This is a genomic window from Thiofilum flexile DSM 14609, from assembly GCF_000380185.1.
Classification (GTDB): domain Bacteria; phylum Pseudomonadota; class Gammaproteobacteria; order Thiotrichales; family Thiotrichaceae; genus Thiofilum; species Thiofilum flexile.
On sequence record NZ_KB904758.1, the window covers coordinates 16,043 to 34,017 of the forward strand.

Sequence of the window (17,975 nt, forward strand, 5' to 3'; positions counted from 1 at the left end):
TTCTCCTATTAAGATTGAATACCGGCTTCATACCAGTTACGACTGCGATTCACTATCGCCACCACCGACAACATGACGGGTACTTCTACCAGCACCCCGACCACGGTTGCCAGTGCGGCACCAGAGTTAAAGCCGAACAAAGCAATAGCCGTAGCAACCGCCAACTCAAAAAAATTGCTAGCACCAATCAGTGCAGAAGGTGCTGCCACACAATGCGCCACCCCAAAGCGCCGATTTAACCAATAAGCCAGCATGGAATTGAAATACACCTGAATCAATATGGGGATAGCGAGCAACACAATCACCAGCGGCTGTGCCAATACCTGCTGCCCCTGAAAACCAAACAGCAGTACTAGTGTCGCCAGCAAAGCCAGCAACGACCAAGGCTGTAGGGTTTTCAGCGTCGACTCCAAGCGTCCTGTAGCCAGCAATAGTCGGCGCAATAGTTGGCTGATAATAACCGGAACCACAATATAGAGCAGTACCGATAGCAACAAGGTATCCCACGGCACTGTAATCGCGGCAATACCCAGCAATAAGCCAACCAATGGTGCAAAGGCAAAGATCATGATCGCATCATTCAGAGCCACTTGTGATAGGGTGAAATGCGGCTCACCTGCTGACAAATTGCTCCATACGAACACCATAGCGGTACAGGGCGCGGCAGCTAGCAAAATTAGTCCAGCAATGTAACTATCAATCTGCTCGGCTGGCAGCCAAGGGGCAAACAGCACGCGGATAAACAGCCAACCCAACAACGCCATGGAAAACGGTTTCACCAGCCAATTGATAAACAAAGTAACACCAATCCCCTTCCAGTGCTGTCTCACTTCCTGCAAGGCATGAAAGTCGATTTTCAACAGCATCGGGATAATCATCAGCCAGATCAGCAGCGCTACGGGTAGATTGACCTGTGCTACTTCTAGCAGCCCGATAGTCTGAAATGCAGCAGGAAACAAACTACCCAGCGCAATACCCACCACAATGCACAGCAAAACCCAGATGCTTAGATAACGCTCAAACAGTCCCATAGTTGCACCGGCCTGACGCTTAGCGGTGACTTCACATTGTGCCGACATACCCTAAGCCTCCAGTCCTAGTGCTGAGCGCACCGCCGGTAGCAGACGAGTACGAATATCATCACGTACCACAATAAAACTGGATAGTGGCTCACCATGTGGATCATGAAAAGGCAGATGCAGGGTAGGTATCGGACGTGGAAATACTGGACAAGACTCCTTAGCGTTGTCACACACAGTAACAATCAAATCCAGTGTCTGATTCTGAAATACATCCACATCCTTAGGATACAAACCATCAATAGGCAAACCAGCCAATTGCAAAGCATCCAGTGCTCCGGCTGCAACGGCTGGCTGTGGACGAGTTCCGGCAGAAAAGGCTTGCACCTGTCCGGCCAGATCATAGTTAAGAATAGCCTCTGCCATCTGCGAACGGCAGGAATTACCAGTACAAAGAATCAGAACTTGAAACACGGGTGAAACCTCAAGCAGAATAGGTATGTTCCGAAGATTAATGCACGGTCGGGATACCACTTTGTGTGGTTCCCAATCAATCATCAACTCAAATAAAGATAAATAACACAAACTAGCATAGGAGCTACTAGGAGGCTACTGTGCTCTTTGATTGATCATACGGCAACTAGCAATCTACCAGCATAGAGAAACTTGAAGTGAGGGTGTAGAACTATGTCACAAATAAAAAAGTGGGATAGAGCGATCACCCTATCCCACTTAGTTCTCAATACGTCAACCAACCAAATCTATATCATTTATGCTGTAGCGCCTTCACCACCTCCGTTAGCACCAGAATGAACTGCAGGTCGTCCTCCTGCATCACCATTGAAGCGGTTAAAGTTAGCGAAGGAAGTATCAAATAAACTACCCACCTCATACAGTTTTACGGTTTCTTTATCCCCTCTTTTGGAGATCGTGCCATCTAACTTTTCAATCGCACCGCCACCTTGAGCACCTACACCCACATCACCATTTCTCACTTTATTATCACCATCGGCGGTTTGTCCCCATAAGCCGTGTGGCATTACACCATCCTTAGCAACATCTTTACTCTTAGCAGTAAAATCTAAATGCCCACCTTTAGAGGTAATGGTAACGGTATACTCTTCATCCTTGAGCGTTATAACACCGCCTTTCTTAGTGACGCTACCACCACCATCGGTAGGATAGGTTCCATCCTGCTTCATAACTGTACCATTTAAAGTGAGTTGGCCTGAGGCATTTACCTTCACGCGATCTCCACCGATGACCGCACCGATTTCACCCATTACGGTAGTACCGCTGTTACCCACGAACTTAGCGTTCATTTGGAAGCCAGCATCACTGATAATGTTATAGTAAGTGTTTGGTTTACCTTGTACATCGTATTTACCACCATCAGCACCGATAAAATGTGGGTCTCCCCATGCACCACCGTTATTAGTAGTTCCTACTGGTGTAGTCGGTCTGGGGTTAGCGGTTCCCGGAGTCGTGGTTCCCGGAGTTGTAGTTCCCGGAGTCGTAGTTCCCGGAGTTGTAGTTCCTGGAGTGGTAGTTCCTGGAGTGGTAGTTCCCGGAGTTGTAGTCCCCGGAGTGGTAGTCCCCGGAGTTGTAGTTCCTGGTATTACTCCACCTCCTTGTCCGCCGGTATTAGTGTTAGCCATCATTTGTTGTAATAACAACATAATCATTTGCATGAAGTTATTATTACCTTGCAGACCAGCCCCTCCCCCTAGGTTGAATATATTGGTAAAATTCACACCTGTATTACATCCATTCAAACCTCCTGTGTTTAGTGTAGGAGAGGGAGAAATTCCGCGTGGGGGTGTAGTAGTAATGTTATTTTGTGTAGTGTTTAGCATTTTACTGACCTCTTTGAATTTTAAAATAATTTTGATTAATCATAAGTAGCAATAAACCAATATCAAACCACGGGCTAGATCACTTTATTCGTTAGTAAAACGTTTGGGGTTGTCGCTTGTTGATAAGTTTAGTTATTTGTTGAATAAGATATTCTTATAATTGCCTTATAAAATGAAGTAGAATTGAGATAGCCGAGAAGCTTTAGCAGGCAAAAGGTCTTACTCTACCCTTAATATCAAAGAAAAATATTAAGAAGGTATAAGTAATCGGGTATTTCTGGAGCAGTCTTGGTGGCAGGGATGCCGCATCGTAGCGTCCAGAGAGGTATTCACAGCGGCAGCGGAGGAAATACTCGATTACTTTGGCTCAAGTACTTATAAAAGTAAGATCAGCTTAATTAATTCGGTGAGGGGAGGTAATGACAGGCTCATTGAACCCAGAGATATTGAACGACAGCAATGCTTGGTTTGGCTGATGCAGCGATAAGCAATGGAATCTTATCCTCTAAACGAACGAAGCCGCTTGAAAAAGCGGCTTCGAGCATCACCAAGTGATGAGTAAACTTAGGCAGTAGCACCCTCACCGCCACCATCGGCACCGGAATGAACTACTGACTCACCTCCAGTATCACCACTGAAGCGGTTAAAGTTAGTAAACGAGGTATCAAATAAGTTACCTACTTCATAAAGTGTCACGGTGTCTTTATCACCTCTTGCGGAGAGGGTACCATCTAACTTTTCAATGGCTCCACCACCTTGAGCACCGACGCCTACGTCACCGCTTCTCGCTTTACCATCACCATCAGCAGTTTGTCCCCATAAACCGTGCGGCATTATACCATCCTTAGCCACATCACTGCTTTTAGCATTAAAATCTAGATAACCAGCTTGAGCGGTAACTGTAACGGTGTACTCCTCATCTTTTATCGTAATCTGACCACCTCGCTTAGTAATACTACCACCACCATCGGTAGGATAGGTGCCATCTTTTAACACATTACCATTTAGGGTGAGCTTACCAGATACATCAATCTTTATTTGATCAGCCCCCATAACCGCGCCGATTTCACCCATTACGGTAGCGCCCGCGCCCCATGACACGAACTTAGCATTCATTTGGAAGCCATCATCACTAAGAATGTTATAGTAAGTTCCTGCCTTACCTTGCACATCGTATCGACCGCCATCTGCACCAATGAAGTGTGGATCACCCCATGCACCACCATTATTACCGGTTGCCACTGGTGTAGGAGTAGGTCTCGGTGTTGTCGTGGGTACGGGTGTTGGCACTGGTGTCGGTACCGGTGTTGGCACGGGTGTCGGTACCGGTGTTGGCACTGGTGTTGGCACTGGCGTCGGCGTAGCTGGTGTCGGCGTAGCTGGTGTCGGTGTAGCTGGTGTCGGCGTAGCTGGTGTCGGCGTAGCTGGCGTCGGTGTTTGTCCGCCGAGTTGACCACCGAAACAATTAGGATCTGCAGCTAATTGTTGTAACAGTAACATAATAATTTGTGCGAAATTATTATTACCTAAACCACCAGCAGGTCTAAATACATCGGTAAAGTTTAAACCTGTAGTACTTCCGCCCAAAAATCCTGTGGTTAAAGATGATGGTGGCTTAGTAGGGGTAGTAGTAGTAACGTTAGACTGATTAATATTTAGCATATTATTGGCCTCTCTAAATTTTAGATAATTTTGATTGATTGAGTGACAACGAACCAATATCAAACTACGGTTTAGATCACTTTACTATTTAGTAAAACGCTTGGGGTTGTAGTTACTATGATAAATTTGGCTATTGATTGAATAAGATATTCTTATAATTATACTGTAGAGTGAAGTAGGATTAAGATAGTCGGGAAACTTTAGCGGGTAAAAGGTAAACGCCAATGAGTCTCCAGCAAAAAATATCAGGTAAGGCTAAATAATATGCAATAGAACTGACTATTACCGGAACGCTCGTAAAGCTCCAGTCTTTAAATAAGGGGTATCAGCTAATAGAACATGACTGCCAAAAAGCCAGAAGCCGCTTAAAAAGCGGCTCCACGCTTGTTATCAATAGTTATAAAGCTTAGGCCATGTCACGTTCTCCACTACCATTAGCCCCAGAATGAACTACTGTATCCCCGCCGGTATCGCCAGTGAAGCGGTTAAAGTTAGTAAAGGCGGTATCAAATAAACTACCTACCTCATAAAGTTGTACCGTTTGTTTGTCGCCACGTTTAGAGATAGTGCCATCTAGCTTTTCCAGCACACCGCCGCCTTGAGCACCTGTACCTGTATCACCTTTTCTCACCTTTTTATCACCATCAGCAGTTTGTCCCCAGATACCGTGCGGCATTACTCCATCAGCAGCAACGTCTTTACTCTTGACTCTGAAATCTAAATAGTTACCCCCCGCGCTACTTTTAGAGGTAATAGTCACGGTATATTCTTCATCCTTGAGGGTGATGACCTTACCCTTTTTAGTCACACTGCCCCCATTTTCGGTAGGATAAGTGCCATCCTTCATCACATTACCGTTCAACGTCAGTTGTCCATTTTTATCAACTTGTACCTTATCCGTCCCCATGACAGCGCCCATTTCACCCATTATCGTAGTTCCGGCATTTTTAAAGCCCACGAACTTAGCATTCATCTGGAAGCCATCATCGCTAAGAATGTTATAGTAATTTCCTGCCTTACCTTGCACATCATAACGACCACCATCGGCACCAATGAAATGAGGATCTCCCCACCCACCTGCGTTATTGGCCGTTGGTATAGTCATACCTGGTTTTGGAGAGGGTGTAGGTGCTACGGGTGTAGGTGCGGCTGGGGTCGGTGTAGGTGCTGTCGGAGTGGGGGTCGGTGTAGGTGCTGCCGGAGTTGGTGTAGGCGCTACTCCCCCACCGAGTTGTCCACCTACACAATTAGGATTAGCCGACAATTGCTGTAATAACGACATAATAATTTGTGTGAAATTATTATTCCCCGGCACAGCCCCCCCCGGTCTAAATACATCTGTAAAATTTAACCCAGCTAGGCCAGCACTATTCAAACTCCCCATAGTTAAAGCGGAAGAAGAGGACGAGGGTGTAGTAATATTAGACTGATTAATATTTAGCATATTATTGATCCCACTGAATTTAAAATAATTTCGTTAATAATGAGTGGCAGAAAATCAATATCAAACTACAAGCTAACACTCTATTACTTAGCAAAATACTGGGAGTTGTAGTTTTAATAAAGTTAATTTTTTATTAAATAGAATATTCTTATAAGGATATTATGAAGTGAAGTAGGATCAAGATAGTCGGGAAAATTCAGTAGGTAAAAGGTGTAATTCTACCGCCCATCCCAATAAAAAATAGGAAGCTAACGCTTTAATATCCATTTAGCGATGAGATTAATTAATATGCTAGGTATCGAACGGAGGGATTGGCTCAATCTGACCAACGATGAGGGCTATGGCTAACAGGAGTAGAGCCGCTTAGGAAAGCGACTCCACGATTACCGACCGTATTTAAACGCTGTCAGCACCACCATTCGCGCTAGAGTGAACAGCTACATCACCGCCACTATTGCCACCGAAGCGGTTAAAGTTAGTAAAGGAGGTATCAAATAAGCTGCCTACCTCGTAAAGCTTCACGGTTTCTTTATCGCCACGTTTGGAGATAGTGCCATCTAATTTTTCCAGCACACCACCGCCTTGAGCACCTGCGCCGGTATCACCAGTTCTCACTTTCTTATCACCATCAGCGGTTTGTCCCCAGATACCGTGCGGCATGATACCGTCTTTAGCAACATCTTTACTGGATACCCTGAAATCCAAATATTTAGTCACATTGGTCGCTTTTGCCGTAATAGTAGCGGTGTACTCTTCTTCTTTTAGGGTAACAACCTTACCCTTTTTAGTGACGCTACCACCATTACTAGTCGCATAGGTGCCATCCTGCATCACTTTACCATTTATGGTTAACTGCCCCTCTTTATCGAATTGCACTTTATCCATACCCATCACCGCGCCAATTTCACCCATAATGGTGGCTCCCGCGTTTCTATGGCTAGTAAACTTAGCATTCATTTGGAAGCCAGCATCACTCAGCAGGTTATAGTAAGTATTGACTTTACCCTGCACATCATAGCGACCACCATCGGCACCAATAAAATGTGGATCACCCCAACCACCTGCATTAACTCCGGTTCCTACCGGTGTTCCTGGTCTAGGTGTTGGTGTGGGTGTTGCCGGAGTTGGAGTAGCAGGTGTAGGAGTTGGAGCGGCAGGTGTTGGTGTAGGCGCAACTCCACCACCACTAATCTGTCCACGATTAGCTGCTAATTGCTGTAACAGCATCATAATCATTTGTAAGAGATTATTACCCCCTTGCAAACCACTACTACTTCCGTTAAAACCGTTAAGATTCAAACCAGTACTCGTTCCTCCCCAACGCCCTGTGCTTGGAGTAGGAGTTGGTGATATTCCACGATGTGTAGTAATGTTAGACTGTGTAGTATTTAGCATTTCATTGATCTCACTAAAATTTAATCAAATTTTAATTGATGGTGGGTGACAGCAAACCAATATCAAACTACGGGTTAAATCGCTTTACTGATTAGTAAAATTTATATAGGCGTAGTTTTATATATAGTTAATTATTCGTTAAACAAATAGTCTTATAGTTCTAGGATCGAATGAAGTAGGATTACGATAGTCGAGGAACTTTAGCGGGCAAAAGGCTACACCCCCTCCTTAATCTCAATAGGAAAACATCATTATGAAAGCAAGTTGGCGTCAATTTCTTACTCATCAAGGTGCCGAATTTGAGGCAGGAAAGCTGATCTCCTTTGGTAATCCCGAACGTGAACGCAGTATCCCCCCACAAGGCGCTATCCTGTGTGATCTTTCACATCAAGGTCTGATTGCTGTCAATGGCAAAGATGCACGCTCATTTCTACAAGGGCAACTCAGTGCGGATGTGGATACGGTCAGTCCCACTCACACGGTTCCGGCTGCTTATTGCACCCCTAAAGGTCGAGCGCTAGCCACTTTTCAGGTATTAGAGCGTGAAGGCACTTTATATCTAGCCACTGCCGCTGATTTAGTGGAGCCGATGCTCAAGCGCCTACGTATGTTTGTCATGCGCTCAGATGTGGCTCTCACCGATGCACATGATAGCTTTGTACATTTCGGCTATGCGGATCCGCAAGGTGAGCAACGTTTACAAGCTATTTTGGGTCGCTATCCGGCGAAGGTTGATCAAGTCCTACAAATTAATCAACTCACTATTATTCGCCGCCCTGCTGAGGTACCACGCTTTGAAATTTATGGTCAACTAACGGAAAGCCAGCAACTTTGGGAGGCGTTGAGCGTAAATGCGGCAGCAGTCACAACCGAGGTCTGGAACTATTTTGAAATTGCCGCTGGTATTCCGCATGTAACACTCGAAAGTAGTGATGCGTGGGTGCCACAAATGCTTAACTTACAACTGCTTAATGGTATTAGCTTCACCAAAGGCTGCTACCCTGGGCAAGAAATTGTGGCGCGACTTAAATATTTGGGTAAAAACAAGCGCCAGCTCTATCGTCTCGGAGTAGATAGTTTTCATACTCCTGCGGTGGGTGCGGTGATTAGTAGTCCTACTGAACCGGATGCGGGTCAAGTGCTCAATGCCGCTTTAAATCCTGATAGTAAAGTCGAAGTATTAGCCATAATGAAGATTGCTTATATCACTGAAGCATTGACCTTAGAGGGGCAAACTGTCCAAGTATTACCGCTGCCCTATGAGACCGATACCGAATGACGACCTCAGCCCACTTAGCTTTAGCTCAAGAGATTGCCAGCACTATCCTACAAGGTTTTAATCGCCATTTTGAAATCTTTCAGGCTATTACCGCAGGGGCGCGGGAGCGTTTTGAGCAGGCCAAGTGGAGTCAGGTACAACTCGCCTCCCGCGAACGCATTGTGCTGTATGATCAACGGGTGGCAGAAACCATTGAGCTTGTCCAAGCACTCTATGCTATTGAGCCATTAGATCAAGAATTATGGCAAGCCACTAAACAATGCTATATGCGCCTGCTCGCCAACCATCGCCAGCCAGAACTCGCTGAAACCTTTTATACCTCGGTGTTTTGCCATCAATTCCCGCGCCAATACTATACCAATGCCTTTATATTTATTCGCAATACTATTTCGACTAACTATATCCAAGGTGACTTACCCAGCTATCGCTGCTATTACCCTAATACCGTAGGCTTAAAACACTGTATTACGCAAATTATTTACGATGCGGGCTATACCCTACCCTTTGAAAATTTAGCCCGCGATATTCACCATATTTATCGCCGTATTGTTAAGCTCTTTCCGGGTAAAGCCAAACGTAAAACGGCCTTAAATTTTCAGCTTCAAGTGATTCGCTATCCCTTTTTCCGCAATAAGGGGAGCTATATTGTAGGTCGTCTGTTCAATGGGCGCGAGGAAGTCGGCTTTGCCCTTCCTATTTTAAATAATGAGCAAGGCGGTCTTTATATTGATACGCTTTTACTAGGTGAAAAAGAGCTATCCTTAGTCTTTAGCTACTCACAAGCCTATTTTATGGTAGAGCATCAAGTGCCCTCCGCCATTGTGAATTTTCTACAGCATATCTTACCCGATGCCAATCGCTCGGAACTCTACTCTGCTATTGGCTTACATAAACAAGGTAAGTCTGATTTTTACCGCGATTTCTTGCATCATTTACGCCACTCTAATGATGAACTAGTGATTGCCCCCGGTATTCGTGGCATGGTAATGATGGTTTTCACCCTCCCCTCCTACTCCTATGTCTTTAAAATTATTAAAGATAAATTTGCCCCGCAAAAAGAATTTACTCGCCAAGTGGTCGCCGAAAAATACCAACTGGTTAAACGTCATGATCGGGTGGGACGCATGGCGGATATGTTAGAATACTCCGATGTTTCTATGCCCAAAACCCGTTTTAGTCCGGCCTTATTACAAGAACTCTATGAAACCTGTGGCAGCAGTATTACCGAAACAGACAATGGCTATATTATATTTAAACATATGTATATTGAGCGGCGTATGACTCCACTCAATATTTATTTAGAGCAGGCAACTGATACCGAGCTAGAACATTTAATTAAAGACTATGGTAATGCTATTAAACAATTAGCGGGTGCGAATATCTTTCCCGGCGATTTTTTATATAAAAACTTTGGCGTAACACCCTTAGGCCGTGTGGTCTTTTATGATTATGATGAAATTACCTATATGACGGAGTGTAATTTCCGTAAAATTCCACCACCGCGCTTTCCAGAGGATGAGTTTAGAAGTACACCATGGTATTCGGTTGCACCCCATGATGTGTTTCCTGAGGAATTTGGTACGTTTTTATTAACTAATCCTAAGATTCGTAAAATATTTTTGCAACACCATAAAGACTTACTCGATTATCGTTATTGGCAACAAAAGCAAGAAAATATTCGCCAAGGTATTTATGAGGATGTATTTCCCTACACTACCGAGATTCGCTTTAAACGCTGAGCAATCCGTCGACTAGCTACCACTAGAGCGGTTCGTGAGGGACAGCTCACTATACTCGTGTTACAGTAGCGCCATAGTGTTGATAGGCATCTCAATAATGATAAAAACAATCACCGTTACTCAATTTAAACGCGAAGCCTTACCCCCTAAATCAGAGCATCAACAAATTTGGCGCTATGTGTGGCAGATTAAGGATGAAAAACAGCGCTTTCGGCAAATAAGTGCGCATATTTTTTTTAATACGCTCCAACAAACCTCATCCTTTCAAGCGGATCATGTGCGTGAAATGCCGCTAGTGGATGCTTTAATACGCCAACCGGTAGGAGCTATTTTTACCATCGACTTCACCGACTTTAATCATAGACACTGCTATGACAGTCGTGCGCCCTATAAACTAGGAGTAGAAGCGCCTGCTGAGCATGATATTTTATTTCCTACTAGGGAAGGCTCTCATTACTTTCAGGTTGAGGTTCAAGGCTTTGTATGAATAAGCTGGCTTTTTAGTGAATTATCATTACCTCCGGTCGGTTATTAAGCCCTGCGCTATTTCTACGCTACCATACTCAGTACATTATCCTGATAAGTAGCATAACCAGCCGGGGGAGCCTTGCTTATGTTGACTAAGATACGTCGTCAAATTACTTCTTACCGCGATTGGTTCTGGAATAAAGGCATCACTTGGCTGAACACCGAACCCCATCGACAGGATTTAGGAGCCTTAACTGATTTTGATTTTTTAGAGCGCGAAGTCCGACCGGCTGATGTGATTTTATTTGCGGGTCAAACGCGCGTGAGCCGTGTGATTCAAACCATTGTGTTATCCCCGTGGACACATGCGGCATTATATGTAGGACGTCTTAGTGATGTACGTGACCCCGTAGCACGCGCCCGTTTAGCTGAGTTTTATCAGGGTGATCCTAATGAGCCTTTAGTGGTTGAATCCCTCTTAGGCAAAGGTACGGTGGTGAATACCCTAGCTCAATACCGGCATGAGCATTTGCGTATTTGTCGCCCAGCAGGACTGACTTGGAGTGATGCGGATAAGGTGGTTAATTTTGCCATTGAGCATTTAGGTTTGGATTATGATATTCGGCAATTGCTTGATCTGGCGCGTTTTATGTTTCCTTATGCCATTTTACCTCGCCGTTGGCGCTCCTCGTTATTCCAGCATAATGCAGGCAATCCAACGCATATTGTGTGTTCGAGTATGATTGCACGTTGCTTTCAACAGGTACATTATCCCATTTTACCCGTCGTAAAAAACGAGAAAAACGAACAAGTACGCCTCTATGAGCGTAATTTTCGCCTGATCACTCCGAGTGATTTTGACTATTCGCCTTATTTTAGTGTGATTAAATATCCGGCTTGGAATGCTAGTAAAGAACCCGTGTATCGTACCTTACCCTGGCATCAAGAATAGCAAGAATAGGAGGTCAATATGTCTCGATTAGTGTCGCTGCGCCAGCGTTACTTTAGTCGTCCCATTATGCATTTTATGCGTCGTCAACTGCGCCTCACTGAGCCAGAGCTATTCATTCACCCTGAACCTAATCCTGATAGTTGGGATATTGAGGTTTTTTCCAGTACTCCCAATTGGCAACGCCTACAAGCCATTGCCTTTACTCAATTAATGCCGCACGAGCGCCAATTTTTAGAAGAAACATTGCAACAACTCTGCGAGCAACTTTGCCATCATGCCACCAGTACCTTTGAACAACTGCCCGCTACACTGCAAGAACAGATACGCCAAGCCGGTTGTTTTGGTTTATTAATCCCCAAACAACAGCAAGGTTTGGGCTTTTCCGCGCTTGCTTATTCACAAGTACTTTTAAAACTGAATAGCTGTCATCAAGCAACGGCACGAGCAATATGGCGCACCAATAGCGGTTTAAGTGAATTAATTCAACGCTATGGCACTTCAGAACAACAAGCACGTTACTTACCCACCATCGCAGCCGGTCAGTGTAGTACCCACATTTTGCTCTCCCCTCAAGGCAGTACTAGCCTATATAATGCCATTACCTATGCCACTTTAATCAAACTCAAAAACCAAACTCAGTTACAGCTCCACCTAGCGCCGCACCTACTCCGCACCTTAAAGCCACGGACACTGGTGGGGATAGTGGTGCATCTACAAGATCCACATCAATTAGCCCATCAGGCGATAGGGCGCGGGCTTACGCTATTAGTCAGCCCCTTAGAAGCCCTACAAACACCGACTGAACAGGGCATAGTATTACCCCTCAATCACTTACTAGGTGGAGAGGTATTCATTGGTCAAGGGGAAAGCATGCTGCTAAACACCCTGACCGGACGCGGCATAGGCCTACCTGCTTTAGAGGTTGGCATGGCTAAATATGCTACCCGCTATACGGGGGCTTACGCTAAAATCCGCCAGCAATTAGGTATGCCATTAGGTTATCACCAAGGTATCGAAGGCTTACTCGCGCGTATTATGGGCAATACTTATCTCATGGATGCTGCGCGTATTTTAACCGCTACGGCTTTTGATCAAGGCCAACATCCGCTCTTAATCAGCGCCTTGGTAAAATACCAACTCACCGAACGACTACGCCAAGTGTTAATGGATAGCTTAGATATTATTAGTGGTCCCACCCAACCGCTACCTAGCCCGTATCTAGCACAGGTCTATGAACAACTCCCTCAATATCTAACCTTAGGGGGCAATAATTTACTATTACGCTCTTTATTAGTCTTTGGACAAGGCACCTTACAGTGTCATCCCCAACTATTAGCGGAAATTCGTAGCGCCCTTAGTAAAGATTTGCCTCAGTTTGATCAAGTGCTAATGCAGCATTTAACCCAGATTACCCATCACTTAGGGCAAAGTATTGGCGCAGGTCTCACCAATGGCATTTTAACCGCCCCCGGCAGCCCTAGTACCCGCCGCTATTACCGCCAGCTCAACCGCCTTAGCCGTCATTTTGTACTGCTGGTGGATTATGTAGTGCTCTCTTTGGGGGGGAACTTACTGAATCACGAGAGTCTATCGGGGCGCATGGCGGATATTATTGCCAACCTTTATTTATGTTTAGCGGCACTCAAACACTATGCCGAACAAGGCGAACCGGAGACGGATAAACCCTTAATGGAATATGCTTGTACGCTTGCTATGCACCGTGCTCAGCAAGCGATGCTGGCGGTATTTCATACCCTCCCACATCCGTGGCTGACTAAAACGCTGCGCTTTGTTATGTTTCCCTATGGCAAACCGTTTAGCCCGCCTGATGAGCGTATGATTCACGCAGTAGCTCAATTAGCCCTCGAACCCTCCACCACTCGCGAGCGGGTCACAGCAGGTATTTATCTAGGCACTGATAACCACCCGAATGAACTCACCCAACTCGATAATGCGCTAGAGCAAGCGATGCTAACCGCTCCCGATTTTCATCAATTACGCCGCTTAGTCAAACAAGGCAAACTCAAAACCCAAACCTTACATGAGTGGATTGAAGAAGCCAGTACCCGTCACTTACTCCCACAAATCAGCATTGAACGCCTACGCCAAGCGCAACAACTGATGGAGAAAATGCTCTCCCCATAAAAAAAAGCCCTGCTATCACTAGTCAGGGCTTTTTTCTTTTCAGCACAGTAGTACTGAATTAGGCGCTTAGGCTGCCGATTTATTCATCATAGGGATAATGACTTGCTCAGCCGCATGTTGGTAGTTTTCCATTCTATCGAAATTCAAATAACGATAGATGTCACCTGCCATACTATTAAGCTGATTAGCATAGGCCATGTACTCTTCAACAGTAGGCAATTTGCCCATTACCGCCGCTACCGAAGCTAGCTCCGCTGAGGCTAAGAATACATCTGTATCCGTACCTAAACGGTTCGGGAAGTTACGAGTTGAGGTCGATACAGCCGTCGTACCTTCACGAATCCGTGCCTGATTACCCATACACAATGAACAGCCGGGCATCTCTAAACGTGCGCCTGCGCGACCATAGATATTGTAATAGCCTTCATCGCGTAATTGCGTTTCGTCCATTTTGGTCGGTGGAGCGATCCACATACGAGTTGGTAATTGCGCCTTCGCTGCATCGAGTAATTTACCCGCTGCACGGAAGTGACCAATATTGGTCATGCACGAACCGATAAAGACCTCATCGATCTTACGTCCTGCGACTTCAGACAATAACTTAGCATCGTCTGGATCATTCGGCGCACACAGAATCGGTTCTTTGATTTGATCCATATCGATCTCAATCACCGCCGCATATTCCGCATCTTTATCAGCGCGTAAGAGGGTTGGATTAGCTAACCAAGCTTCCATGGCACGAATACGACGCTCAATAGTGCGTATATCACCATAGCCTTGGTTGATCATCCACTTGAGCATCACGATATTAGAACGTAAATACTCAGCCACTGACTCTTCTGATAAGGTAATGGTACAACCCGCAGCAGAACGCTCGGCTGAAGCATCGGATAATTCAAAGGCTTGCTCAGCGGTCAGGGTTTCTAAACCTTCAATCTCTAAAATACGACCATTGAAGATATTTTTCTTACCTTTTTTCTCTACCGTTAGCAAACCTTCTTTGATCGCTTGGTGAGGAATAGCATGCACTAAATCACGTAAGGTAATACCGGGTTGCATAGTACCTGTAAAGCGTACTAATACCGACTCTGGCATATCTAAAGGCATTACCCCAGTCGCAGCGGCGAAGGCCACTAACCCAGAGCCTGCGGGGAAAGAAATACCAATCGGGAAGCGGGTATGTGAGTCACCACCTGTACCGACAGTATCAGGTAATAACATACGGTTTAACCATGAATGGATAATACCATCGCCCGGACGTAACGATACCCCACCCCGATTCATAATGAAATCAGGTAGTGAATGATGGGTCACTACGTCAATGGGTTTAGGATAGGCAGCAGTATGGCAGAAGGACTGCATAACCAAGTCAGCCGAGAAGCCCAGACAAGCTAAGTCTTTTAACTCATCGCGAGTCATAGGGCCGGTGGTATCTTGTGAGCCTACCGTTGTCATTTTCGGCTCGCAATAAGTCCCCGGACGTACACCCGTGACACCACACGCTTTGCCAACCATTTTCTGCGCTAAGGTATAACCTTTGCCCGTATCGGCTGGTTGATCTGGTGCTTTAAATAAGGTGGAAGGTGCTAAGCCTAAAGCTTCACGAGCTTTACCCGTCAGACCACGACCGACAATGAGCGGAATACGTCCACCGGCACGTACTTCATCTTGCAGCACAGGAGTTTTAAGGGTAAAGGTGCTGATGACTTCGCCCGTAGTGTGATTTTTTACCACACCTTCATACGGGTAAACATCAATCACGTCACCCATATTCATTTTAGACACATCCATTTCGATAGGGAGTGCGCCCGCATCTTCCATGGTGTTGTAGAAAATAGGTGCAATCTTACCACCAAAGCAATAACCACCGGCACGCTTATTCGGTACATTAGGGATATCATCCCCAAAGAACCAGAGTACTGAGTTAGTTGCTGATTTACGTGAAGAACCGGTACCCACTACGTCACCCACATAGGCAACAGGGAAACCTTTCGCTTTAACCGCTTCGATTTGCTTTAAAGGCCCTTTAGTCCCCGGAACATCTGGCTCAATACCGGGACGTGCCATTTTCAGCATCGCATTAGCATGTAATGGAATATCAGGACGTGACCATGCATCAGGAGCCGGTGAAAGGTCATCTGTGTTGGTTTCACCGGGTACTTTGAATACCGTTACGGTGATTTTATCAGCCAGTGCGGGGCGTGAAGTAAACCACTCAGCATTCGCCCATGATTCCATTACTTGCTTGGCATATTGATTGCCCGCTTTCATTTTTTCTTCGACATCATGGAAAGCATCAAACATTAATAGCGTGTTTGATAATGCTGTAGCCGCTGCAGCACCCAACTCTGGACCATCTAAGGCCGTAATTAAGGGCTGAATATTATAGCCACCTAACATAGTGCCTAATAATTCAACCGCTTTAACGGGACTTACCAGTGGGCTTTTCGCTTCACCTTTAGTTACAGCCGCTAAAAAACCTGCTTTAACATAGGCTGCGTCATCCACACCTGCAGGTACACGGTTTTCTAATAAATCAACTAAAAATGCTTCTTCACCCGCTGGTGGGGCTTTTAACAATTCTACTAAAGCAGCCGTTTGAGCAGCGGTCAGTGGCTGAGGGGGTACACCTTCAGCCGCACGCTCCGCTACATGTTGACGGTATTCGGTTAACATGGTTTTTGTCTCCACAGTCATAGATATGAGTATTAACGTTGATCTAACGGCACATAATCACGTTGCGTCGCACCAATATAGAGCTGGCGCGGACGACCAATACGTGATTCTTCATCACCCATCATTTCATCCCATTGCGAAATCCAACCGATAGTCCGCGCTAGAGCAAACATCACGGTAAACATTTGCAAAGGAATGCCCATGCTTAGGAAAATAATACCAGAGTAGAAATCAACATTAGGATAGAGGCTACGCTTGATGAAGTATTCATCACTCAACGCAACTTGTTCTAATTCACGAGCTAGATCAAATAATTTATGGTGCGGATTATCTGCCGGTGTGCGAGCTAAGACTTCATCCGCAATCCGACGAATAATTTTGGCGCGAGGATCATAGTTTTTATAAACACGGTGACCAAAGCCCATTAAACGGAAACGGTCATCCTTATCTTTAGCGCGATCAATCCAATATTGCAATGGCTTACCAGAGTCAACCATTTCTTGCAGCATACGGATTACCGCTTCATTAGCGCCCCCGTGAGCAGGCCCCCAAAGAGAGGCAATACCAGCGGCTGTAGCCGCATATGGATTGGCCTCAGAGCTGCCTGCTAAACGAACTGTGGAGGTTGAGGCATTTTGTTCATGGTCAGCATGGAGAATTAAGATTACATCTAATGCTTTAGCCATTAAGGGGTCAACTTCATACTCTTCCGTTGGTACGGCAAACATCATCCGTAGGAAGTTTTCTGCATAACCCAGTTTATTCAAGGGGTACATGAAAGGTAAACCCTTAGAATAGCGATAACTCCATGCGGCAATCGTTGGCATTTTAGCAATCAAACGATGAGCACAACGCTCGCGCTGCACGGGGTCTTGAATATTTAAATCTTCATGATAGAACGCGGATAAGGCACCAACAACACCAACCATGGTCGCCATAGGGTGAGCATCACGACGGAAGCCACGGAAGAAGAATTGCATTTGATCATGCAACATAGAATGGCGTGCAATAACCTGCTCAAAGTCTTGTTTTTGAGCGGCGTTCGGTAATTCACCCTTAAAGAGTAAATAGCATGTTTCGAGGAAAGTACTTTGCTCGGCTAATTGCTCAATGGGGTAACCCCGATACATTAAAGTACCTTTATCACCATCTAGATAGGTAATAGCACTCGTACAACTGGCGGTTGCGAGATAACCCGGATCATAGGTGAAGTAACCCAATTCTTTATAAAGCTTACGAATATCAATGGCTTTAGGGCCCATTGTTGGGCTTAATAAGTCAAAATCAATCTGTTTGCCGGAGACATTATCAGTCACAGTCACTGTTTGCTTAGTCATCAG

The 17,975-nt window shown here is 45.4% G+C and carries 13 protein-coding genes; 5 read left to right on the forward strand and 8 right to left on the reverse strand.

The annotated features are described in order from the left end of the window. Positions 1-8 precede the first annotated feature (8 nt). From arsB to A3IK_RS0106605, 6 genes are all read right to left on the reverse strand, one after another. Entirely contained in the window at positions 9-1,079 is a 1,071-nt protein-coding gene (arsB, locus tag A3IK_RS18755) for an ACR3 family arsenite efflux transporter (protein ID WP_020559182.1), read from the reverse strand. Positions 1,080-1,082: 3 nt separating this feature from the next. Beyond that, positions 1,083-1,493, reverse strand: a complete 411-nt coding sequence (locus A3IK_RS0106585) for an arsenate reductase ArsC (RefSeq protein WP_040848812.1) — start codon at positions 1,491-1,493, stop codon at positions 1,083-1,085. A 296-nt stretch (positions 1,494-1,789) separates the two neighbouring features. Next, positions 1,790-2,875 (reverse strand): hypothetical protein, encoded by a 1,086-nt coding sequence (locus A3IK_RS0106590; protein ID WP_020559184.1) that lies wholly within the window; start codon positions 2,873-2,875, stop codon positions 1,790-1,792. A 564-nt stretch (positions 2,876-3,439) separates the two neighbouring features. Further along, positions 3,440-4,537 (reverse strand): hypothetical protein, encoded by a 1,098-nt coding sequence (locus A3IK_RS0106595; RefSeq protein ID WP_020559185.1) that lies wholly within the window; start codon positions 4,535-4,537, stop codon positions 3,440-3,442. A 406-nt stretch (positions 4,538-4,943) separates the two neighbouring features. Next, positions 4,944-5,981, reverse strand: a complete 1,038-nt coding sequence (locus A3IK_RS0106600; RefSeq protein WP_020559186.1) for a hypothetical protein — start codon at positions 5,979-5,981, stop codon at positions 4,944-4,946. Positions 5,982-6,377: 396 nt separating this feature from the next. Continuing rightward, positions 6,378-7,376 carry a VWD domain-containing protein gene (locus A3IK_RS0106605; protein ID WP_083915684.1) on the reverse strand — a complete coding sequence of 333 codons (999 nt, stop codon included), beginning with the start codon at positions 7,374-7,376 and terminating at the stop codon, positions 6,378-6,380. A 253-nt stretch (positions 7,377-7,629) separates the two neighbouring features. Here A3IK_RS0106605 and ygfZ point away from each other — a divergent pair, with 253 nt between their 5' ends. The 5 genes from ygfZ (at position 7,630) to A3IK_RS0106630 (ending at position 13,959) form a co-directional block, all read left to right on the forward strand. Beyond that, complete coding sequence (ygfZ, locus tag A3IK_RS0106610) at positions 7,630-8,655, forward strand: CAF17-like 4Fe-4S cluster assembly/insertion protein YgfZ (RefSeq protein WP_020559188.1); 1,026 nt, start codon at positions 7,630-7,632, stop codon at positions 8,653-8,655. Continuing rightward, positions 8,652-10,394 (forward strand): bifunctional isocitrate dehydrogenase kinase/phosphatase, encoded by a 1,743-nt coding sequence (aceK, locus tag A3IK_RS0106615; RefSeq protein WP_020559189.1) that lies wholly within the window; start codon positions 8,652-8,654, stop codon positions 10,392-10,394. The genes ygfZ and aceK overlap by 4 nt, the downstream gene beginning before the upstream one ends. Positions 10,395-10,491: 97 nt before the next feature. Then, positions 10,492-10,881: a hypothetical protein gene (locus A3IK_RS0106620; protein ID WP_020559190.1), complete on the forward strand. Its 390-nt coding sequence runs from the start codon at positions 10,492-10,494 to the stop codon at positions 10,879-10,881. Positions 10,882-11,007: 126 nt separating this feature from the next. Next, complete coding sequence (locus A3IK_RS18760) at positions 11,008-11,814, forward strand: YiiX/YebB-like N1pC/P60 family cysteine hydrolase (protein WP_020559191.1); 807 nt, start codon at positions 11,008-11,010, stop codon at positions 11,812-11,814. 18 nt (positions 11,815-11,832) lie between these two features. Beyond that, a complete protein-coding gene (locus tag A3IK_RS0106630; protein WP_020559192.1) occupies positions 11,833-13,959 on the forward strand; it encodes an acyl-CoA dehydrogenase domain-containing protein in 2,127 nt (708 codons plus the stop codon). A 66-nt stretch (positions 13,960-14,025) separates the two neighbouring features. Here the strand turns inward: A3IK_RS0106630 and acnB are convergent, their stop codons facing one another. Together acnB and A3IK_RS0106640 are read right to left on the reverse strand one after the other, a co-directional pair. After that, positions 14,026-16,635: a bifunctional aconitate hydratase 2/2-methylisocitrate dehydratase gene (gene acnB, locus A3IK_RS0106635; RefSeq protein ID WP_020559193.1), complete on the reverse strand. Its 2,610-nt coding sequence runs from the start codon at positions 16,633-16,635 to the stop codon at positions 14,026-14,028. 32 nt (positions 16,636-16,667) lie between these two features. Then, positions 16,668-17,972 (reverse strand): citrate synthase, encoded by a 1,305-nt coding sequence (locus A3IK_RS0106640; protein WP_020559194.1) that lies wholly within the window; start codon positions 17,970-17,972, stop codon positions 16,668-16,670. Positions 17,973-17,975 lie beyond the last annotated feature (3 nt).

What these genes read in the sequence shown, in the direction of transcription:
- ygfZ (WP_020559188.1), top strand. Translation starts at nt 7,630, where the DNA reads ATGAAAGCAAGTTGGCGTCAATTTCTTACTCATCAAGGTGCCGAATTT.
- aceK (WP_020559189.1), top strand. Translation starts at nt 8,652, where the DNA reads ATGACGACCTCAGCCCACTTAGCTTTAGCTCAAGAGATTGCCAGCACT.
- A3IK_RS0106595 (WP_020559185.1), bottom strand. Translation starts at nt 4,537, where the DNA reads ATGCTAAATATTAATCAGTCTAACGTTACTACTACTACCCCTACTAAG.
- A3IK_RS18760 (WP_020559191.1), top strand. Translation starts at nt 11,008, where the DNA reads ATGTTGACTAAGATACGTCGTCAAATTACTTCTTACCGCGATTGGTTC.
- A3IK_RS0106620 (WP_020559190.1), top strand. Translation starts at nt 10,492, where the DNA reads ATGATAAAAACAATCACCGTTACTCAATTTAAACGCGAAGCCTTACCC.
- A3IK_RS0106605 (WP_083915684.1), bottom strand. Translation starts at nt 7,376, where the DNA reads ATGCTAAATACTACACAGTCTAACATTACTACACATCGTGGAATATCA.
- acnB (WP_020559193.1), bottom strand. Translation starts at nt 16,635, where the DNA reads ATGTTAACCGAATACCGTCAACATGTAGCGGAGCGTGCGGCTGAAGGT.
- A3IK_RS0106600 (WP_020559186.1), bottom strand. Translation starts at nt 5,981, where the DNA reads ATGCTAAATATTAATCAGTCTAATATTACTACACCCTCGTCCTCTTCT.
- A3IK_RS0106590 (WP_020559184.1), bottom strand. Translation starts at nt 2,875, where the DNA reads ATGCTAAACACTACACAAAATAACATTACTACTACACCCCCACGCGGA.
- A3IK_RS0106640 (WP_020559194.1), bottom strand. Translation starts at nt 17,972, where the DNA reads ATGACTAAGCAAACAGTGACTGTGACTGATAATGTCTCCGGCAAACAG.
- A3IK_RS0106630 (WP_020559192.1), top strand. Translation starts at nt 11,833, where the DNA reads ATGTCTCGATTAGTGTCGCTGCGCCAGCGTTACTTTAGTCGTCCCATT.
- arsB (WP_020559182.1), bottom strand. Translation starts at nt 1,079, where the DNA reads ATGTCGGCACAATGTGAAGTCACCGCTAAGCGTCAGGCCGGTGCAACT.